Raw genomic sequence first — 19,436 nt, forward strand, 5'->3', positions numbered from 1 at the left:
CGATAGCGACCGCGCCGTCAGTCGTCGGCGGGGCCGCCGCTCTCGCCGGTCTGCTTCGCGCCCATCCGCAGGTTCACGTCGCCGGTACCCAGCTTGATGGGCTTGCCGACGATGACGTTCTCCGTGACGCCGTTGAGGTCGTCGACCTCGCCGTGGATGGCTGCGTCGAGCAGGTGGTTGACCGTGACCTCGAACGCGGCGCGGGCGAGCACGGACTGCTTGTTGCCGGAGATGCCGTGCCGGCCGATGGACTCGATGGTGCCGCGGTTCGTCATGATGTCCGCGACCAGCATCAGGTGGCGGATGTTCACGTCGTCGAGGCCCTGCTCCTCGAGGGTGTTCATCGTCTCCTCGATGATGGCCTCGCGAGCCGCCTCGATGCCGAGCTCCGAACGGATCTCGTGGATGTTGTTACACGTGGTCCGGGAGGCGTCGACGCCCTCGATCTTGAGGGCGTCGCCGAAGGCGCTCCCCTCCGTGTAGAGGACGAACTCCTCCTCGGCGTCGAGTTCCTCGGCGATCTCCTCGTCGTCGATCTCCTCCTTCCGGATGACGACGCGGGACACCTCGTCGATGCCCTTGAACACGATGTCGCGCAGCTCCTCGACCTGCTGCAGGAGGTCCCGGTAGGAGGGGTCCTCCGGGCCGAACTCGATGGCCGAGCCGTCCGTGCCGACCATCGTGCTGGTCTCGACACCCAGCTTCGACTCGATGGTGCTGGCGATCTCCTCGACGATCTCGGCGGTGTCGTCGACCGTGGGCCAGCGCTCGTGGAGCGTGTCCTCGTTCAGGTCGATGCGGACGATCATGTCCGCGACGTTCGTCGACACGTCACCCAGTGCGAGGATGCGGGTGGCCTCGATGCTCCAGACGACCTCGTGGGCGCGCTCGCGGTCGACCGCGTACTCGTCCTCGAGGTGGACCGTCATCATCGGCGTGTCCGGGGTCTTCCGGGCGTCCACCAGCTCGATGAGCCGGGGGAGGCCCTGCGTGACGTCGATCTCCGCGACGCCCGCGTAGTGGAACGTGTTCATCGTGTTGTGCGTGACGACACCCTCTGCAGTCGTGAACGTCTCCAGCCCCGCGACAGAGAGGTCGTAGACGTACTCGTGGTCGCTGGTGACCGTCTCGACAGAGTCGATGCAATCCCAGACCACGTCGCCCTCGACCGCGCGTTCGAGCGTCGCGAGCGCATCGGAGTCGACACCGGCCTCTCGTGCCTCGTCGACGAGCGAACGGAGTCGGGTCCGGCCGACACGCTGGCGCTTCGTCGCACTGTTGATCTGACGCTGGGGGATGCCGGTATCAGATGCGACCTCCTCCAGCGCATCACCGAAGTTCGGAATCTGGTCCGTCGCGTCGGGGCCGTCAGTGTCACAGTCCGTGGCGAGTTCGTCGAGTTCCTCACCACGCTCGCCGACCATTCCGATACGGTCGGCGAACCGCGGCACGTGCTTCTTCGGCACCCGGAGCGTTCGGGAGTCGTCCTGCCGGCCGAGCGTCGAGTAGATACCAGCCCTGCTCAGGAGCAGCGCGATGCCGGCAGTGAGCCGGTCGCTGGTGGAGCTCGAACGGACGGAGTTCGAGCCAACGTTCCCGTCGCCGCTGAAGTAGCCGCGCAGGAGCGCTCGAACGAACTCGTCGGCCGCGCCGTACGCGAAGCCGGGGACGGCCTTCTCGCCGTCTTCGGTGCAGGCCGCACGGAGGAAGTCCGCGAGGATGGTCCCGTTGACCCGGATATCGTAGCCAGTCGCGAATCCGCTCTCATTCTCGTACTCGTTCACCGAGAGGTCGAACCGTTCGGCGAACGAGCGGATGCGATTCTGGAACTCGGAATCGACGTTGGAGACGGAGACGTAGTACTCCGTCAGTGAGCCCTCTGCGAGCCACGCACCGACGAAGAACCCGGTCTCGGCGTCAAGCGGGAACGATTCGGGAAGCCCGACGGAACTACCGACCGGATACGCGGTCCGCTCGTCCAGTTCGCCAGCGTCTAGCGCTGCACGCTTGTTCCGAATCTGGTCCTGCCCGCCGGGGAGTGCTTCCACGCCGCCATCGGTCAGCGTCGAGGTGAACCAGTAGTCCTCGGACGGGAGATACTCGCGCAGGTCGACCGTCTCGGTTCCCTCGTCGGTATCGAGGGCCGCCACGACGGGAAGCCAGTCTCCCTCGTCGAGTTTCTCGCCTGCGACGGGAACGACCCCGTTCTCTCGCCGGGTGACGAACGAGTGCGCCTTGGTTGCTCGAATCGAGCGGCCGGACTCCAACTCGAACCGAAGCAGCTCGTCGGGCGTCTCGTGCCGGCTAACCTCCTCGACAGCCTTCCAGCGGACCTGCTCGTCGCTCCCGAGGCTCGGTACCTCGATGCCCTCGGGGGCCAGTGCGACCTCGTGGTCGTCGATGGACCGTGACTCACGGGACTCGACCAGCGAGTCCACGAACGGGCCGATCTCGACCACGTCGGTTTCTCCATCCCGGCGAACGATTACCTCCTCGTCGGCCGGAACAGACATCTGCGTTCCCGGCTCCCCGATGGACTGCGCGGAGACGGTGCCGACGGGGTCCAGCGGGTCGACGCGCGTCTCGAGGTAGCGCGACTCGACCGCCTGGGCGATCTCGTCGACCTTCTCGGTCGGCACGTCGCGTCCCTCGATGGCCTCGTACACCTCGTTCTTGAGCCGTCGTGGGAGGTCGGTGTCCTCGACGAGCGCTTCGGCGTCGTCGGAGACGTCGAAGTCAGTCATCCGACTCCACCTCCGTGCTCGTGCCGGCGGTGCGGCCGGTCTTCCAGGAGTCCTGGTGCTCCGAGATGTTCGTCTCGACGGCCTCGCGCGAGAGGAACTGCTCCTTCTCGGTCTCGTCGGCGAACTCCTCGTCCATCACGCGCTCGGTGATGGCCTCGACGTCGATGTCGTTGTCGTCATCCGAGGAGACCTGCACCGGAGAGGTGCCGTCCTCGCCGAACTCGAACTGGACGATGGTGTCCGAGGTGTCCCGGACGGTGCCGTCGTACTGGGTCTCCAGTTCGGACAGCGCGTTGATGAGCCGGCGCTGGAGGTAGCCGGACTTCGAGGTCCGGACCGCCGTGTCGACCAGGCCCTCGCGGCCACCCATCGCGTGGAAGAAGAACTCCCGCGGGGTCAGGCCGTTCCGGTAGGAGTTCTCCACGAAGCCGTGGGCGTCCGCGGAGAGGTCGTCGGGCAGGTAGTGCGAGAGGGTGCGGCCCTCGTAGCCACGGTTGATGCGCTCGCCCCGCACTGCCTGCTGGCCGACGCAGCCGGCCATCTGGGTCAGGTTCAGCATCGACCCACGCGCGCCGGACCGCGCCATGACGACGGCCGGGTTGTCGTCGTCGAAGTAGTCCTCCGCGATGTCGCCGGCGGAGTCACGCGCCTTGCCCAGCGTCTGCATGATCTTCATCTCCAGCGTCTCGTCGACGGTCCGACCGGGGAGCGATTCGAGCTCGCCGGCGTCGTACGTCGAGATGAGCTCCTGCACCCGCTCCTCGGCGTTGTCGATGGCCTCGTCGATCTGGGCCTCGGCCTCGGGCTCGATGGACTCGTCGTCGATGGCCAGCGAGAACCCGAAGTGCATGATCGAACGCATCGCGAGCGTCGCGACCTCGTTGACGAACTGGCGGGCCCGCGTGTTCGAGTGGAGCTTGCAGATGGTGTCGACGATCTCGCCACCGAACGCGCCGACGGCGTCCTCGTCGATGGTCCCCTCGGTGAGCTGGCCGTCCTCGATGATGACGGTGTCGCCCGCGCTGGAGGTGAACTCCAGGTCGAGGTCGTCGGGCAGGAGCTCGGAGAACACCGTCCGGCCGGTCCAGTACGGCTCGCCCGTCTCCTCGTCCTCGCCGTCGGGCTCGGGCAGCTCGTCGATGGCCGTCGCCCGGAGCAGGTCGAGCGCCTGCGTCTCGTTGAAGTGCGGGTTCTCGTGCGTGAGGAGGTAGGTCCCGGAGATGTGGTCCTGGATGGCGCCGATGATGTTCTCGCCGAAGCGCGGCGAGAGGATCTGCTCTTGGACCCGCATCAGGACGCGGGCCTCCGCACGCGCCTCCTCGTTCTGGAGCGCGTGCATGTTCATCTCGTCGCCGTCGAAGTCGGCGTTGTACGGCGGACAGACGACCGTGTTCAGGCGGAACGTCTTGTACGGCATCACGACCACCTCGTGGGCCATGATGGACATCCGGTGGAGCGACGGCTGTCGATTGAAGATGACGATGTCGCCGTCGATGAGGTGCCGTGCGACCTCCCAGCCGGGCTCGACCTTCTCGGCGAGCTCCTCACAGTTCTTCTCGGTCACCTTGAGCCGTCGGCCGTCCGGTCGCCTGACGTAGTTGGCGCCGGGGTGTCCCTCGGGGCCGTTGGAGACGTACCGGCGGGCGTCGGCCAGGTTCCGCTCGTTGACGTTCATCGTCTGGGTCATCTCGCTGGCGACGCGCTCGGGGACGCCGACCTCGTTCAGCGAGAGCGTCGGGTCCGGCGAGATGACGGTCCGGGCGGAGAAGTTGACACGCTTTCCGGACAGCGAGCCACGGAAACGACCCTCCTTGCCCTTCAGGCGCTGGGAGAGGGTCTTCAGCGGCCGGCCCGAGCGGTGTCGCGCCGGCGGCGTGCCCGAGATCTCGTTGTCCATGAACGTCGTGACGTGGTACTGGAGCAGCTCCCAGAGGTCCTCGATGATGAGCTGGGGCGCACCCGCCTCACGATTTTCCATGAACCGCTGGTTGATGCGGATGATGTCGACCAGCTTGTGCGTGAGGTCGTCCTCGGAGCGCTGGCCGTTATCCAGCGTGATGGACGGGCGCGCCGTCACCGGCGGGACCGGCAGGACCGTCAGGATGATCCACTCCGGCCGGGACTTGCTGGGGTCGATGCCCAGCGTCTCGATGTCCTCGTCCGGGATGTCCTCGAACCAGTCCCGGATGTCGCTGGGCATCAGCTTGTTCATGTCCTCCTCGGTGAGGTCGATGTCCAGTGCCTTCTCCAGCTTCTTGCGCATGTCCTCCTTCGGCCGGAACTCGGCCGAGAGAATCTCGTTGATGCGCGAGACCTCGATGCCGGTCTCCTCGGAGAGCTCCTGGGGCGGCAGCGGCTCGCGCTCCGTGTCCTCGTCCTCGTCCAGCTGGGTGACGGGGCGGCCCTCCATCGCCGCCGCGACCATCTCGGAGTACTCCGAGTGGAGCACGTCCTGGACCTCGTAGTAGGTGGTCGGCTTCTCGTGCTGGATGTCGTACTGAACCTCGCCACAGTGCGGGCAGCGGTCCTTCTTGCGGGCCTGCCGGATGGCGGCCTTCGTCACGTCGTTCAAGTCCTCGCCGAGCTGGCGGGTCCGGGTGAGCTGCGAGCGGAACTCCTGGGCCTCGTCCTCGGTCAGACAGAGCCGGGAGCAGTCCCGACACGTGCCCCGGAGCAGCCGCCGGATGAGCTTCGAGAACCCGACGTGGATGACCGGTGCGGCCAGCTCGATGTGGCCGAAGTGGCCGTTACACGAGCCGCTGTGCTTGCCGCAGGTCTTGCACTCCAGTCCGGGGTCGATGACGCCCAGCCGCGGGTCCATCAGCCCCATGTCGATGGGGAAGCCGTCGTCGTCGTACGTGTCGGCCGTGATGACCTTCGTGGCCGACATCTCGCGGTACTCCTCGGGGTCCATCAGCCCGAAGCTGAGCGACCCGATCTCCTTGGGGGATTGGCCTGTTGACATTGTGGGTGGGGTAGAGCGTGGTTAGACCGCGTCCGCCAGTTCGACGCGCGGGGCGATGCCGAGCGCCTTCATCTCGTCGAGGAGGAGCTTGAACGCGTAGCTCATCTCCACCTCGTGGACGTCCGTCTCCTCGCCGCAGTTGGGGCAGTAGACACGGTGCTGCTCGACGTTCTCGACCGCCGTCATGCCACACTGGGCACAGACGTAGATCTCCTCGCGGTCGGACTCGTCCAGCAGCCGTTCTTTGAGCGCAAGGGCCGCGCCGTGCCCGATGAGCACGTCGCGCTCCATCTCCCCGACACGCAGGCCACCCTCGCGGGCACGACCCTCGGTGGGCTGGCGCGTCAGGACCTGCACCGGGCCGCGCGAGCGAGCGTGGATCTTGTTCGAGACCATGTGGTAGAGTTTCTGGTAGAAGATGGTCCCGACGAAGATCTCGGCCTCGATACGCTCGCCCGTGACCCCGGAGTACATGACCTCCTTCCCGGAGTCCTTGAAGCCGCGGTCGACGAGCGCCTCGCGGAGCTCGTCCTCGTCCTCGCCCGTGAAGGCAGTGCCGTCGACACGCCGACCCTCCAGCGAGCCGACCTTGCCGCCCAGCATCTCCAGCACGTGGCCGACCGTCATCCGCGACGGCAGCGCGTGCGGGTTGATGATGAGGTCCGGCACGACGCCCTCCTGGGTGAACGGCATGTCCTCCTGGGGGGCGATGTGGCCGACGACACCCTTCTGGCCGTGGCGGGAGGCGAACTTGTCGCCCATCTCCGGGATGCGCTCGTCACGCACGGAGACCTTCGAGAGCTTCGAGCCGTCCTCGCCCTCCATCAGCGTGACCGTGTCGACGACACCGCTCTCACCAGAGCGCATCGTGACACTGGTCTCGCGGCGCTTCTGCGGCGAGAGGCCGCCCATGTCGTCGGGCTCCTCCAGGAAGCGCGGCGGACTCGTCTTCCCGAGCAGCACGTCGTTCTCGCCGACGTCGGTCTCGGGGTTGACGAGGCCGTCCTCGTCCAGATGCGTGTACGCGTCCTCGCCGCGGGCGCCCCGCACCTCGTCGTCCGGAATCTCGAAGCGGTCCTCCTGGCCGCCGGGGTAGCGTCGCTCCTCGCCCTCGTAGGTCCGGAAGAAGTGCGAGCGCGCCAGGGCCCGGTCGACGCTGCCCTTGTTCAGGACCAGCGCGTCCTCGATGTTGAACCCCTCGTAGGACATGACCGCGACGACGAAGTTCTGTGCCGCCGGGCGCTCGTCGTAGCCGATCTGCTCGGTCGTCTGGGTCTTGACCAGCGAGAGCTGCGGGTAGTGCAGCAGGTGCTGGCGCGTGTCCGGCCGGATGCGGTAGTTCGCACTCGGGAGCCCGAGCGACTGCTTGATCATCCCCGACCCCATCGTGATCCGGGGCGAGGCGTTGTGTTCGGGATAGGGAATCATCCCGGCACCGATGCCGAAGATGAGCTGCGGGTCGATCTCGAGGTGGGTGTGCTGTTCGGTGAGGTCCGTCTCGTCGACGGCGACGTAGATGTCCTCCTCCTCCTCGGCGTCGATGAACTCGACGTAGCCGCGCTCGACGAGGTCCTCGAACTCGAGTTCGCCCTCCTTCAGCGCCTCGACCTCCTCCTCGGTGGCGAGGGGCTCGCCGTCCTCGATGACCAGCAGCGGGCGCCGGGCCCGGCCGGCGTCCGCGTTGACGATGACCTCGTTGGTGCGTCCCTTGACGGAGACGTTGACCATGTCGCTTATCTCGCCGCGCCGACGGGCCTCGCGGATGTTGTCCGCGAGTTCCCGGGGTTCGGGGTGCGTTCCGACCAGACTGCCGTTCACGTAGACCTTGGCTTCTCGTCCCTGACTCATGTCGTGTTTGTGTGCCGCATTGGTGTGTTCGGGTGCGCTACCGCCACCGTGCTCGTGTGCTGCATCGCCTCGTCAGTCGTCCGCGGGCTGGGTGCCCGGCGTCTCCACGCCGGGGATGCCCTCGACGCCCATCGTCGCGAGCTCGCGCTTGAGCTCGATCTCGTCCTCGACGTTCTGGCTCAGCTCCATCGCCTGGGCGAAGTTCTTCACCAGCCCACAGTTGGGACCCTCCGGCGTCTCGGAGGGGCAGATGCGCCCCCACTGGGTGGCGTGCAGGTCACGCGCCTCGAAGTGAGGTTGTGAACGGCTCAGCGGCGACCGGAGCCGGCGCAGGTGGCTCAGGACACCCATGTAGTCGGTCCGGTCGACGAGCTGGCTCACGCCGGAGCGGCCACCGACCCAGTTCCCCGTCGCGATGGGGTGTTCGAGCCGCTCGGTCAACACGTCAGAGCGGACGACCGTCGAGACCGAGAGGTTCCGGTTGCGCATGTTGGCGCGCTCGAGCTGGTACTTCACGTCGCGTGCCAGCTTGTTGAGTGCCGTCCGGAACAGGTCCTTCATCAGGTCGCCCGAGACCTTGAGGCGCTTGTTCGCGTAGTGGTCCTTGTCGTCCGAGTCGCGCCGCCCGAGCGCGAGTTCGAAACACGCCTCCGCCATCCGGCAGAGGTAGTAGGACTTGTTGATGCGGACCTCCTCCTCGTCGACGCCCTCCTCGTGGAGGTGCGGCAGGAGGTAGCGGTCGATGACGTAGTTGGCCCGCTTGAGCTGGTAGTTCTTCCCCTGGCCGCTGGCGACGCGCTTGCCCAGCTTCTCGATGGCCTCCTCGGTCGTCTCGACCTCGGCGGCCTCCAGGTTCTCCAGCATGAACTTGACCACTTCGGGGTCGTCGCTGACCCGGTGGACGATCTCCTCGTCGGACTCGAGACCGAGCGCGCGCACGAGCGTGACGAAGTTGATGCTCCCCGAGACGGACGGGAACGAGACCTCCAGCAGCCCCTCGCGGTTCCGCTCGCAGAGCACCAGCGCGCGGTAGCCCCGGCGCTGGCTGAACGTCTTCGCGACCTGGATCTCGTCGCCGTACTTCGAGTCGTACTCTGCGAGGATCTTGTTCGGCGCGAGGTCCTCGCTCGTCATCAGCACGCGCTCGGAGCCGTTGACGATGAAGTAGCCACCGGGGTCGGCGGGGTCCTCGCCGATCTCGATGAGCTCCTCGTGGCTGAAGTCCGCGATGTTGCACTTGTCCGAGCCGATCATGATCGGCATCCGGCCAACCTTCGTCTCGGACTGGTCGACGATGTGCTCCTCTTCCTCCTCGCCCCCGCGCACGATGGTCATCTCCATGAAGACCGGCGCGGAGTAGGTGATGTTCCGCAGGCGGGCCTCCTGCGGGTAGAGTAGCTCCTCGGAGCCGTCGGCCTCACGCACGCGCGGCGTCGTGATGCGGACGTTCCCCAGGTCGACGCGGACGGGCTCTTGCCCCTCCTTGTCGCCGATGTCGGTCTCGATGCTCTCCTTCTCGTCGACTACCTCCTGCATCCCGCTGCCGAGGAACGCGTTGAACGAGCGGAAGTGGTGCTCGGCCAGGCGTTCACGGGAGAAGTACTGTCGCGATATCGTCCGACGGGTCTCTCTGTCCATACTCATTCTACCACCAGTCGATAGACGATGGCCTGGTCAGTGGTCCGGGAGTCGCGCGTCACCTTCACCACGTCACCCGGCTGGGCGCCGTCCGGGGTCGCGGGGTCGCGACGCTTGATCTTCGGCAGGTCGGTGCGGTCGATGTCGTACTCTTCGAGCACTCCCTCGAGGACCTCCTCCTCGATGAGCTCGTGCTCTGGAACGAGTTCGTGGTCGGTTACGTCTACCATGGGTGGGCGGTTGAGAACACGGTCACGAGATACTACAGCCGGTTACTAGCGGGGCGGCAATAAGCGTTGCTGAACGCGACGGCTACCGCTACGCGTCACCGGCCCGGCCCGAACGGGCCACCGGCCGGGTGCCCCCTGCGAGGGGTGGCGTATGCTCCCAGTAACGTGCGTGACTACTAAAAACATGACGACGTTGCGAACACACCCCACACCTCGGCACGCGCCGAACCACGGCGCCGACCCCCGGAGTGAGATACGACGGGCGCGTGTCATGTGCACATCCCACCGGTGTGCCGCGGTATCACGGGCCGACTCGGTCCTGTCTTGGAAAGCCTTAAGGTGAAAACCGGGCTACGAGGAATTGCGTGCCCGGATGGTGTAGTGGCCCATCATACAACCCTGTCACGGTTGTGACGCGGGTTCAAATCCCGCTCCGGGCGCTTTCCTCTTCACGGCCCTAACCCGGAGCGATTGCTCCGGTCAGTCCTTTTCATCCATGACGGTGCAGTCCGGACTACCGTGACGAACAGCAAGGACAGAGGTGACGAGACCGAGGCATGCGTGCTGCAGGAGCTCATAGCGCGAGGCTACAGCGTCTCGGTCCCGTTCGGGGACACGCAAGTACGACCTCGTGCTCGACGGCGGTGGAGACCTGTATCGCATCCAGTGCAAGACCGCATGGTCGAACAAACCGGAGACGATCCGATTCAACACGCACTCACAGACGACGCGTGACGGGAGCTACCACGAGGAGACGTACGAGGATGAAATCGACGCGTTCATCGTCAGATACCCGGCGGAAGGAACGCTCTACTGGATCGATATCGACGAAGCGACCGAACAGAAGATGGAACTCCGGTTCTCGGCAGACATCGACCATTCACGTATCAACTGGGCAGAGTCCTACGAACTGGGCGAGGAGATACCGGACTAGCCCCCGTACTACCTCGTTCCTGCCCTCCGACCACAATTATAAGATTCCCGAGTCTATACGGTAGGTGTGGTGATGACCGACAACGCCCGGCATCGACGGGACCCGGTGGCCGGCGCCCGAGGTCGAGCGACGCGTGGGGGTGAGCGATGACCGCGAGCGACGGCGAACGGACGGTTCTGGTAGTCGACGACGAACCGGACCTGACGGACCTCTACGCCGCGTGGCTCGACGAGGGGTACGAGACCCGGGTGGCCTACGGTGGGAAGGAGGCCATCGAGGCGTTCGACGAGGATGTGGACGTAGCACTCATCGACCGGCTGATGCCGGAGATGTCGGGCGACGAGGTGCTCGAACACATCCGGGAGACCGGGCACGACTGCCAGGTCGCGATGGTGACCGCCGTCGAGCCGGACTTCGACATCATCGAGATGGGGTTCGACGACTACCTCGTCAAGCCCATCCTGCGCGACGAGCTGCTGGAGGCGGTCCGGAACCTGTTATCGCGGGTGGAGTACGACAACCAGCTCCGCGACCTCTACGCGCTGGTCTCGAAGCGGGCCGCGCTGGTGACCCAGAAGAGCGAGGAGGAGCTCTCGAACAGCCAGGAGTACCAGGAGCTGGAGGCCGAGATCGAGGAACTCCAGGCCGAACTCGACCGGACCGCCATGGAGCTGACCGACGACGACTTCGAGGTCGCGTTCCGCAAGCTCTCCGAGAACTGACCGGGCCGCCCCCGATTACCCGCCGCCGTCGCCGCTGACGACCGTGTTCTCCAGCCGACCGATACCCTCCACTTCGAGCGCCACGGTCGCGCCGTCCTCCAGGAACTGTCCCAGTTCGAGCCCGCAGCCCTCCCCGACGGTCCCGGAGCCGAGCACGTCACCGGGATGGAGCGGTTCGCCGTCCGAGACGTGTGCAACGATGTTGGCGAAGGAGTGGTGCATCTCGCCGGGGGTCCCCTCCGACCACGTCTCGCCGTCGACCTCGGCGGTCATCGTCGCCTCGGTCGGGTCGAACGCGTCCGCCGTGACGAGGTACGGCCCGAGCGCGTTCGCGAAGTCCTTCCCCTTCGCGGGGCCCAGGTTGGCGTCCATCTCCTCGCCCTGCGTGTCGCGCGCGGAGAAGTCGTTGAAGATGGTGTAGCCCGCGATGTACTCGCCGGCCTCGTCGGGGTCGAGATCGGTGCCACGCTTGCCGACGACGGCGGCGAGTTCGAGTTCGTAGTCCCAGAGGTTCGAGTAGTCGGGCCACCCGACCTCGGCGCCGGGTCCGACCACGGTGTCCGGGTTCCCCTTGTAGCAGACCGGGATGTCGAACCAGACCTCGGGCGGTTCGCCGAGCGTGTTGCGGACGTGTTCCTCGTAGGCCATGAAATCGCGGATGGTGTTCGGTCGGGGGATGGGCGCGAGCAGTTCGACGCCGTCCTCGGCGGGCGAGAACCGGACGCGGGCCCCGTCCTCGGTGCGGACGAACTCGCCGCGGTCGGTGTCTCCGGGAGCAGGCGCGCCGTCGAGCGCGTCGCGTGCGGCGTCGAGCGCGCGGTCGCCACGGCGGAGGAACTCGCGCATATCGGGCGGCACCACCGCGTCCGCGTGGTCGCGCGCGGCCGGCTCGCCGTCGCGCTCCAGCAGCCAGGTGTAGCCGCTCGTCACGTCGACCAGCGAGCCCGGTTCGTCCTCGTCGTGGGCCTCGTCGCGCACGCAGAGTCGGCGCTCGCGGCCGACCGGCGTCTCGACCGCGACGGTGGCGAGTCTCACCGGGCACCACCTCCGTTCACGGGGATGCCGCCATCGGCCGCCAATGCGTCACCGCCGTCCGGGAGCATGCCGGGCTCGAACATCGCCACCGGCCGGACCCAGCCGGCGGAGGCGCCCTCGATGGAGATCGGGAAGCAGACGACCGGTACGTCCGTCCGCCGGGGAAGTCGGTCGAGGTTCGCCATCTTCTCGATCTGACAGTACTCCACGTCGCGGCCGGCGAAGTGTGCGGGCCACAGCTCCTCGCTCTCGCCCGAGTCGGCGAACCGCCGGCCCATCTCGGCGAACGGCTTGTCGAAGCCGTACGCGTCGGTTCCGATGACGCGCACGCCCTGCTCGACGAGGTGTTTCGTCGCCGCGGCGCCCATCCCGGGGAACTGCTGGAGGTACTCGGCGCTGCCCCACAGCTCGTCGGCGCCCGTCTGGAGGAAGACGAGTTCGCCCTCGCTCAGTTCGTGGTCCAGCGCGTCGAGGCGGGCGTCGATATCGTCCGGGGTGATCTCCTCACCGGCGTCCATGTCGCGCACGTCGAGGACGACGGCGTTCCCCCGGCACCACTCCAGTGGCACCTCGTCGATGGTCCGTGCCGGCTCGCCGCCCGTTTCCGGCCCGTAGTGCCACGGCGCGTCGAGGTGGGTGCCGGCATGGGGGATGGCGTGGACCTCCTCCCAGGCCAGCCCGTGCCTGTCGGGAAAATCAGAGGCGTCGACATCGTAGCCGAGGCCATGGAGGTTCTCGGAGAGGAGCTGGGCGCCCTGGTCGTGGTCGAAGTACTCCACGTCGGGGGGCCAGGGCTCGCTGGCCGCCCCGGGTTCGAGGCCGATACTCAGGTCGACGAGCTCGGCGTCCGCGAGCGAGAGCATCGGGTGGAGTGCGGGTGGCTGGACCGTATAGGTTGGGCCGCGTCCGGGTCAGACCGCCCCCGCCACCAGCGACCCCAGCCACACCGCCACCAGCGCCCCGACAAGGTTCACCACCGCGTTCTGCACCGCGCGTCGGCCGTAGCCGCCCTCCGCGAGCCGAACCGTCTCGTACGCGAACGAGGAGAACGTCGTGAACGCGCCACAGAATCCCGTCCCGGCCAGCAACAGCAGGTCGCTCCCGACCGGGACGGATACCAGCACGCCGAGCAGGAACGACCCCAGCACGTTCACCGCGAGCGTATCGTAGGTCGCCTCCTCGACGCGCTCGCCGACGAGGTGGCGAGCGAGCGCGCCGGCCACGCCGCCCAGCCCCACCAGCAGCGTCGGGTCCGTCATGCTAGCACCCGGGCGACGACCTGCCCGAGGCCGATGGCGGTGAACCCCAGCACGTAGTTCAGCGCGACGTTCGCGACGGCTAGGAGCGGAACTTCGGCGCCAGCGGCGACGCCGGGGAGCCCAGCGAGCGCGGCCGTCTCGACGGCGAACGTGGAGTAGGTCGTGAACGACGAGCAGAAGCCGGTGCCGACGACGAGCCGCGTCTCCGCGCTGAGGTTCCCGACGAGCCGGTTCTCGTACAGGAGGATACTCAGCAGGAACGCGCCGGCGACGTTTGCCGCGAGCGTGCCCCACGGGAGCGCCGACGACGGAAGGGCCTCGGCGACGGCGAACCGGAGCGCGGCCCCGACGAACCCGCCGGCGGCGATGAGGAGCAGGGGTTCCAGCCGGCGGAGCCGTTCGCGCATGGCCGGCAGCGAGAGGCGACGGGGCTTGAAGATGTGGAATCCGGTTGCGACGAAGATTGAAGTGTGATTCCGCACCAGCCGCCCCGTGCGAACGAGACGACTCGCGGACGACGACCGCGGAATCGAGGGGCTCCCCGTCCGGCTGGTCATCGCGCTGGTGGTGGGGGTGGCCAGCCTCGGTGTGATGCTGAACATGGTCTCCGGGCTCTCCGGCCTGGGTGTGACGGAACTGGACGTGGCACCCGAACCCGAGGTGACGGCGCCCGGCGCGACGAACGTGACCGTCCGTGTCGTGGACCCCGACGGCGGCGGCGTGGCGAACGCGACGGTCGTGGCCCGGAGCGGCTCCGCCCGCCTCGACGGGCCACGGGTCGCGAAGACGGACCGGAACGGGACCGCCAGCCTCCGGCTCGACCCGAAGCTGGGGGCGAACCAGGCCGAGGGGACCGTCGAGTTCGAGGTGAAACCACCCGCCGGGGGCCCCTTCGTCGACCGCCGTGGGAACACCGTGCTGCTCGTGGTCCGGGGGTGAACGGGCAGACGCTCGGCTGAACAAGCAACAGGGCGGGACTGAAATGGGACGGCTGCTGCGGGAAGCACGACGACGTAAGCACCGCAGGCCGAGCGAAGCGAGGCCGAGGAGCGCAGCGAGTCGCGCGACCGCAGCAGCCGGGGGCTTTCGAGGGCTAGGTCGCCTCCGTCGGCTCACCGGACCACCGGAACAGCACAAGAAGTTCCTAGCCACGGACCCGAAGCCTTACGCGAGAACGCCCCGACCCGACGGCCATGACCGAGGACGCCGACGCAGACGCCGAGACCGCCGCCGACCTGGCCGAGCGGGTCCGCGAGGGCGACCTGCGCCTGTACGAACTGGAGGAGCACGCCGACGCCGCGACGGCCGCGGCCGCCCGTCGCGAGTTGCTCGCCGCCGAGACCGCGGCCGACCTCGACGCCATCGGCTCGTACACGTTCGACGCGGCCGACGCCGAGGCCAACATCGAGAACATGGTCGGCGCCGCGCAGGTGCCGATGGGTGTCGTCGGCCCCGTCCCCGTCGACGGCGAGGCCGCGAGCGGCGACGAGTACCTCCCGCTCGCGACGACGGAGGGTGCCCTGGTGGCGTCCGTGAACCGGGGCTGTGCGGCCATCCGAGCGGGCGGCGGCGCGACCGCGCGCGTGCTCAAGAACGCGATGACCCGCGCGCCCGTTTTCCGGGTCCGGGACGTGGGCGAGGCCAGCGAGGTGGCGTCGTGGGTCCGGGCGAACGTCCCGGCCCTGCGCGAGGCCGCCGAGGCGACGACCAGCCACGGCGAACTCCGGGACGTGACCCCCTACGTCGTCGGGGACAACGTCTTCCTCCGGTTCGCGTACGATACCAAGGACGCGATGGGGATGAACATGGCCACCATCGCCACTGAGGAGGCGTGCGACGTGGTGGAGGCCGAGACGCCCGCCTCGCTGGTGGCGCTGTCGGGCAACCTCTGCTCGGACAAGAAGCCGGCCGCCGTCAACAGCGTGGAGGGCCGGGGCCGCACCGTGGCGGCGGATGTCGTCATCCCGGCCGACACCGTCGAGTCCGTGCTGAAGACGACGCCCGCGGCCATCGCGGAGGCCAACACGCGCAAGAACCTCGTCGGGAGCGCGAAGGCCGGCTCGCTCGGCTTCAACGCCCACGCCGCCAACACCGTCGCCGCAGCGTTCCTCGCGACGGGACAGGACGCCGCGCAGGTCGTGGAGGGCTCCAACGCCATCACGACCGCGGACGTGCGCGAGGTGGAGACCGAGGACGGCACCCAGGAGGCCCTCTACGCCAGCATCACGCTCGCGTCGCTGGAGGTGGGCACGGTCGGCGGCGGGACGAAACTTCCGACGCAGGCCGAGGCGCTGGACGTGCTGGGGGTCCGGGGTGGCGGCGACCCCGCCGGTTCGAACGCCGACGCGCTCGCGGAGGTGATTGCGACGGGGGCGCTGGCCGGAGAGCTGTCACTGCTTGGGGCGCTCGCCTCGTCACATCTGGCGAGTGCTCACGAGGAACTGGGCCGGTAGCCGGGCAGATGTACGAGCGCTACGGTCCCGCCGACTGGGACACCCACCCACCGAACCCGGACGAGCCGCCGATGGACCCGGACCCCGACGACGTGCGCGTCAGGCCGACGACGAAGTGCCTCGTCGTCCGGGGCGGCCGGGCGCTGTGCATCGGGTGGCCGAACGGGGACTGGTCGCTGCCGGGGGGCGGCGTCGAGCCCGACGAGTCCGTCCACGCCGCCGCCGAGCGCGAGGTCCGCGAGGAGGCCGGCCTCGACGTCCGGGCGACCGAGGTGCTGGACGTCTACTCGTACTACCTCTCCCCGGGGGAGGGCGGGAACACCGACGGTATCGAGCGCGACCTCGCGTTCGTCGTCCGGTGCGAGGAGCGCGAGCGCCGCCCGGTCGACATCACGAGCGACCCCTCCGAGGTCGAGGAGATCGTCGCTCACGAGTGGGTCCCGCTGGCCGACGTGGGCGAACGTGTCGTCGGGCGGGCGCTGGGGGCCGTGCTGGCCCGACACGTCGAGACCGGTTGAGGCGCCGAGCGACCATCACCGATCCCCACTCAGCTTTCAGTAAACTCCACATATTGACAATATATATTCGCAATAAGTACTATATTAGCCAGTTTCAGAAGCAACTACGCGTACCGTCGTGACTCGACCGCGAGTGCCACCATCCCCACCACGAGCACCACGATGGCCCCCAGCAGCACGGTTCCGTTCCCGGTGGCGGTGCCGAGGACGATGCCGGACCAGCCGACCGCGCCGACGGCGTGCGCGCCGCCCACCAGCCGCTTCCCGCGGCGGAGGTAGACCGCCGCGCCGAGCCAGAGCCCCACGGCGAGTGCGAGCGCCGAGAGTGCGACCGGGCGCACGCGGAGCGCGCCGAGTTCGACGAACGGAACCACGGGCTGGAGCAGGAACAGGAATCCCGCGAGGCCGACGAACGCCCCCGTCACGAGCGGGCCGGGGTCGAGGTCCGCGAGCGTGACGCCGTCGAGGCCGGCGGGCGCGAGGTCGTCGCCGGGACCGCCGTCGGGACCGAGGTCGTCGTACTCCGCACTGTCGTCGGTCACGGCCTCGGCAGTGTCGTCCCGGCTCACAGCAGGCGGTACCCCCCGCCGTTCGTCCGCGTCACCTCGCCGGCCCGTTCGAGTTTCGAGAGGAAGCGGGCGACGTAGTCGCCGGGGACGCCGTGGTCGGCGGCGAACTCGCGGACGGCGTCCTCGCTCGGCGCGTCGAGTTCACGGAGCGCCGTCCGGACGGCCGCCTCGCGAGAGAGACTCCGCTCCCGGCCGGACTCGGCGCGCTCGCCGGCCGCCTGTACCTCGTCGGCGTCGAGTCCGGCGGCGTCGAGGAACTCGTCGTCGCCCATCCCCGACTCCATCGCCGTCTCGCCGAGCCGCTCGAAGGAGTCGAGGTCGGCCGCTGCCTCCGCGAACCCGCCGCGCTTCGCGAGCAGCCGCGACCGCGCGTCCTTCGCCGCCGCGGCCGTCTCGCAGGTGACGAACTTCTTGAGCTTCTTGTGCTGGTGTCGTTTCTGACAGCGCGGACAGGAGGTGGTGTCGGGCCGGCCCTCGACGACCCACAGCGCCTCGCAGTTCGAACACCCGACGACCGCGTACATGGTCGGAAGTTGGGCCCGCCCGGCCTTGAATCCGCGGACCCGGGGGGCGGCAGACGGTGACGCTTCGGGGACCGGCAGGCGGCGGCTTCCGGGGCTGGCAGCGTTCCGGCAGCGGGCCGACTCAGTCGGTGCGCACGACGCCGGTGACCTCGAAGCGGGCGCCGCCCGACTCGCTCTCGACGACCCGGATGTTCCAGCCGTGTGCGGTGACGATCTCCCGGACGATGGCGAGGCCGAAGCCGGTCCCGCCGTCGGCGGTCGTGTGGCCCGTCTCGAACACGCGGTCGCGGCGCCCCTCGGGGATACCGGCGCCGTCGTCGGCCACGTAGAACCCCTCGCCGTTCTCGAGTGGGCCGACGCGCACCGTCAGCGCCGCTTTCTCCTCGCTCGCCACGGCGTCGTCCGGTGCGCCGTGCTCCACGGCGTCCCGCTCCCCCGGAGCGGGGCTCGTCGAACCGTGTTCGACGGCGTTGCGGAAGAGGTTCTCAAGCACCTGACGGAGCCGCTCGGGGTCGGCCTCGAACCGGAGGTCGCCGCCGATTTCGAGGTCGCACCCCTCGCCGCCGGCATCGACCCGCGCCCAGCACTCCGAGGCGAGCGCCGCCAGCGAGACGGGCTCCGTCGCGCCGATGTCCCGGCCCTCACGGGCCAGCGTCAGGAGGTCCTCGATCATCGCCTCCATCCGGGCCTGCTCGTCGGCGACCGCCGAGAGATGTCGGTTCTCGCCGTCGAGCTGCTCGCGGGCGACCTGGAGCTGCGCGTTCGCGGCGTTCAGCGGGTTCCGGAGGTCGTGCGAGACAGCGCTCCCGAACCGCTCCAGGCGCTCGTTCTGCCGCTCGAGCGCCCGTCGTTGCTGCTCGGCCTCGGTCACGTCGACGAGAACGAGGCGCCGGCCGTAGCGGGTCCCTCCGAGCTCGACCGGCGTGGCCGAGGGCTGGTAGTACCGGGTCCCGTCGTCGGTCGACACCGAGAGGACGGACGGCTCCGCCGCCGGGTCGCCGTCGCCGTCGCCGGCGTCAGCGGCATCGGGGTCACCGTCGCCGTCGTCGTCGGCATCCAAGTGGCCGTCTGAACTGCCATGGCCGCCGACGGGCTCGGTCTCGAGGTACTCGGCGAGCTGCGGGACGGCACTCGCCAGCGGCTGGCCGGCGCTCCCCGCCAGCGACGGGAACACCGTCGCGGCCGGCTCGTTGTGGTCCCGGACGCGGTTCGCGTCGTCGAGGACGATGACCGGGTCATCGACATCGCTCGTGAGTCGGACGGCCGCGAACCGCTCGGTGTACAGTACCAGCGTTCCGACCGCGAAGACGGCGACGCCGAGCGGCTCGTGGGTGATCTCGACGAGGAACGGCGTGGCGTAGCCGAGCAGGTCCAGCCCGATGGGCAGGCCGACGAGGAACAGGAGAATCGTCAGCGGCGTCGTGTCGGCGTCCGCCCGGCGGAAGCGGTCGAGCAACGCGAACCCGCCGAACGCCGTCAGTGCGTAGGCGAGCCCCGCCACGATCCAGTGGAGCGCCTCCGGCTCGACCGCCAGGTGTGGGAACGGCGTCGTTGTCGACACCGGCGTGACGTACAGCCCGTGGAGGGGGTTGGTCAGCTTCACCACCGAGATGACGACGAACGCGCCGACCGCGACCAGCCGGTAGGTGCGGTCGCGGTGGAGGGTCCGGCCGGTGTACGCCGAGCAGAAGTAGAGCCACGGGCCCACCGTCGCCAGTCCCACGACCAGCCCGACGAGGTAGAAGGCCATCTTCTGCCCGTCGTCGGGGGCAAGGAGGAATCCGACGTGGCTCGCCGCCCAGCCACCGCTGAGGAACAGCAACCAGACCAGCCCTCGGCGTGTCTCCGGGTCCGTGATGCGCTGTGCGCGGGCGAGGCTGGCGAAACAGACCAGCGCGGCGGCGCCGAACGCGACCACGTACGCCAGTAGTAATGGGTCGATACCCCGGTCTAGCACTACGCCGTACTTCGAATCATCGCCGGATAAACGTGCGTTC

Annotated in this window: 16 protein-coding genes, 1 tRNA gene and 1 pseudogene; 6 read left to right on the plus strand and 12 right to left on the minus strand. The window is 68.4% G+C overall.

Translation table 11 applies throughout. The features are described from left to right. Window positions 1-17: 17 nt before the first annotated feature. From NL114_RS11335 to NL114_RS11355, 5 genes are all read right to left on the minus strand, one after another. Window positions 18-2,744 carry a DNA-directed RNA polymerase subunit A'' gene (locus NL114_RS11335; protein WP_254821033.1) on the minus strand — a complete coding sequence of 909 codons (2,727 nt, stop codon included), beginning with the start codon at window positions 2,742-2,744 and terminating at the stop codon, window positions 18-20. After that, window positions 2,737-5,709, minus strand: coding sequence for a DNA-directed RNA polymerase subunit A' (locus tag NL114_RS11340; RefSeq protein ID WP_254821034.1), 2,973 nt, complete (start codon window positions 5,707-5,709; stop codon window positions 2,737-2,739). Before NL114_RS11340 ends, NL114_RS11335 begins: the two co-directional genes overlap by 8 nt. Window positions 5,710-5,730: 21 nt before the next feature. After that, window positions 5,731-7,557 carry a DNA-directed RNA polymerase subunit B gene (gene rpoB, locus NL114_RS11345; protein ID WP_254821035.1) on the minus strand — a complete coding sequence of 609 codons (1,827 nt, stop codon included), beginning with the start codon at window positions 7,555-7,557 and terminating at the stop codon, window positions 5,731-5,733. 72 nt (window positions 7,558-7,629) lie between these two features. Further along, a complete protein-coding gene (locus tag NL114_RS11350; RefSeq protein ID WP_254824707.1) occupies window positions 7,630-9,195 on the minus strand; it encodes a DNA-directed RNA polymerase subunit B'' in 1,566 nt (521 codons plus the stop codon). Window positions 9,196-9,197: 2 nt separating this feature from the next. Then, window positions 9,198-9,425 carry a DNA-directed RNA polymerase subunit H gene (locus tag NL114_RS11355; RefSeq protein WP_254821036.1) on the minus strand — a complete coding sequence of 76 codons (228 nt, stop codon included), beginning with the start codon at window positions 9,423-9,425 and terminating at the stop codon, window positions 9,198-9,200. Window positions 9,426-9,792: 367 nt separating this feature from the next. On the opposite strand from NL114_RS11355, the gene NL114_RS11360 reads away from it, so the two are divergent. The 3 genes and pseudogenes from NL114_RS11360 (at window position 9,793) to NL114_RS11370 (ending at window position 11,081) form a co-directional block, all read left to right on the plus strand. Continuing rightward, window positions 9,793-9,865: transfer RNA gene (locus tag NL114_RS11360), tRNA-Asp, on the plus strand. Between the two features lie 121 nt (window positions 9,866-9,986). Further along, window positions 9,987-10,359 (plus strand): annotated as a pseudogene (locus tag NL114_RS11365) (group I intron-associated PD-(D/E)XK endonuclease). Between the two features lie 146 nt (window positions 10,360-10,505). Continuing rightward, the gene (locus NL114_RS11370) at window positions 10,506-11,081 is read left to right on the plus strand and encodes a response regulator transcription factor (RefSeq protein ID WP_254821037.1); all 576 of its coding nucleotides are present in this window, start codon (window positions 10,506-10,508) and stop codon (window positions 11,079-11,081) included. A gap of 15 nt (window positions 11,082-11,096) precedes the next feature. On the opposite strand, the gene NL114_RS11375 is transcribed toward NL114_RS11370, so the two are convergent. From NL114_RS11375 to NL114_RS11390, 4 genes are read right to left on the minus strand one after another with little or no spacing between them, the layout of a single operon-like run. Next, window positions 11,097-12,116 carry a fumarylacetoacetate hydrolase family protein gene (locus tag NL114_RS11375; protein ID WP_254821038.1) on the minus strand — a complete coding sequence of 340 codons (1,020 nt, stop codon included), beginning with the start codon at window positions 12,114-12,116 and terminating at the stop codon, window positions 11,097-11,099. Next, entirely contained in the window at window positions 12,113-12,979 is an 867-nt protein-coding gene (locus NL114_RS11380) for a cyclase family protein (RefSeq protein WP_254821039.1), read from the minus strand. Before NL114_RS11380 ends, NL114_RS11375 begins: the two co-directional genes overlap by 4 nt. Before the next feature lie 48 nt (window positions 12,980-13,027). Then, window positions 13,028-13,375, minus strand: coding sequence for a fluoride efflux transporter CrcB (gene crcB / locus NL114_RS11385; RefSeq protein WP_254821040.1), 348 nt, complete (start codon window positions 13,373-13,375; stop codon window positions 13,028-13,030). Further along, window positions 13,372-13,782, minus strand: a complete 411-nt coding sequence (locus NL114_RS11390; protein WP_254821041.1) for a fluoride efflux transporter FluC — start codon at window positions 13,780-13,782, stop codon at window positions 13,372-13,374. The genes crcB and NL114_RS11390 overlap by 4 nt, the downstream gene beginning before the upstream one ends. Before the next feature lie 85 nt (window positions 13,783-13,867). Here NL114_RS11390 and NL114_RS11395 point away from each other — a divergent pair, with 85 nt between their 5' ends. The 3 genes from NL114_RS11395 (at window position 13,868) to NL114_RS11405 (ending at window position 16,346) form a co-directional block, all read left to right on the plus strand. Beyond that, window positions 13,868-14,314 (plus strand): DUF7382 domain-containing protein, encoded by a 447-nt coding sequence (locus NL114_RS11395; RefSeq protein ID WP_254821042.1) that lies wholly within the window; start codon window positions 13,868-13,870, stop codon window positions 14,312-14,314. A 254-nt stretch (window positions 14,315-14,568) separates the two neighbouring features. Then, window positions 14,569-15,828: a hydroxymethylglutaryl-CoA reductase (NADPH) gene (gene hmgA, locus NL114_RS11400; RefSeq protein WP_254821043.1), complete on the plus strand. Its 1,260-nt coding sequence runs from the start codon at window positions 14,569-14,571 to the stop codon at window positions 15,826-15,828. An 8-nt stretch (window positions 15,829-15,836) separates the two neighbouring features. After that, complete coding sequence (locus tag NL114_RS11405; RefSeq protein WP_254821044.1) at window positions 15,837-16,346, plus strand: NUDIX hydrolase; 510 nt, start codon at window positions 15,837-15,839, stop codon at window positions 16,344-16,346. Window positions 16,347-16,450: 104 nt separating this feature from the next. On the opposite strand, the gene NL114_RS11410 is transcribed toward NL114_RS11405, so the two are convergent. The 3 genes from NL114_RS11410 to NL114_RS11420 form a co-directional block, all read right to left on the minus strand. Then, entirely contained in the window at window positions 16,451-16,915 is a 465-nt protein-coding gene (locus tag NL114_RS11410) for a hypothetical protein (RefSeq protein WP_254821045.1), read from the minus strand. Next, window positions 16,912-17,439, minus strand: a complete 528-nt coding sequence (locus NL114_RS11415) for a DUF5817 domain-containing protein (protein WP_254821046.1) — start codon at window positions 17,437-17,439, stop codon at window positions 16,912-16,914. The genes NL114_RS11410 and NL114_RS11415 overlap by 4 nt, the downstream gene beginning before the upstream one ends. 121 nt (window positions 17,440-17,560) lie before the next feature. Continuing rightward, window positions 17,561-19,396 (minus strand): sensor histidine kinase, encoded by a 1,836-nt coding sequence (locus tag NL114_RS11420; protein ID WP_254821047.1) that lies wholly within the window; start codon window positions 19,394-19,396, stop codon window positions 17,561-17,563. Window positions 19,397-19,436: the final 40 nt, after the last annotated feature.

The sequence above is a fragment of the Haloglomus halophilum genome (genome assembly GCF_024298885.1).
Taxonomy (GTDB): Archaea; Halobacteriota; Halobacteria; order Halobacteriales; family Haloarculaceae; genus Haloglomus; species Haloglomus halophilum.

Coding starts and splice junctions, on each gene's coding strand:
- NL114_RS11335 (WP_254821033.1), bottom strand. CDS start 2,744: ATGACTGACTTCGACGTCTCCGACGACGCCGAAGCGCTCGTCGAGGAC.
- NL114_RS11340 (WP_254821034.1), bottom strand. CDS start 5,709: ATGTCAACAGGCCAATCCCCCAAGGAGATCGGGTCGCTCAGCTTCGGG.
- rpoB (WP_254821035.1), bottom strand. CDS start 7,557: ATGAGTCAGGGACGAGAAGCCAAGGTCTACGTGAACGGCAGTCTGGTC.
- NL114_RS11350 (WP_254824707.1), bottom strand. CDS start 9,195: ATGGACAGAGAGACCCGTCGGACGATATCGCGACAGTACTTCTCCCGT.
- NL114_RS11355 (WP_254821036.1), bottom strand. CDS start 9,425: ATGGTAGACGTAACCGACCACGAACTCGTTCCAGAGCACGAGCTCATC.
- NL114_RS11370 (WP_254821037.1), top strand. CDS start 10,506: ATGACCGCGAGCGACGGCGAACGGACGGTTCTGGTAGTCGACGACGAA.
- NL114_RS11380 (WP_254821039.1), bottom strand. CDS start 12,979: ATGCTCTCGCTCGCGGACGCCGAGCTCGTCGACCTGAGTATCGGCCTC.
- crcB (WP_254821040.1), bottom strand. CDS start 13,375: ATGACGGACCCGACGCTGCTGGTGGGGCTGGGCGGCGTGGCCGGCGCG.
- NL114_RS11390 (WP_254821041.1), bottom strand. CDS start 13,782: ATGCGCGAACGGCTCCGCCGGCTGGAACCCCTGCTCCTCATCGCCGCC.
- hmgA (WP_254821043.1), top strand. CDS start 14,569: ATGACCGAGGACGCCGACGCAGACGCCGAGACCGCCGCCGACCTGGCC.
- NL114_RS11405 (WP_254821044.1), top strand. CDS start 15,837: ATGTACGAGCGCTACGGTCCCGCCGACTGGGACACCCACCCACCGAAC.
- NL114_RS11415 (WP_254821046.1), bottom strand. CDS start 17,439: ATGTACGCGGTCGTCGGGTGTTCGAACTGCGAGGCGCTGTGGGTCGTC.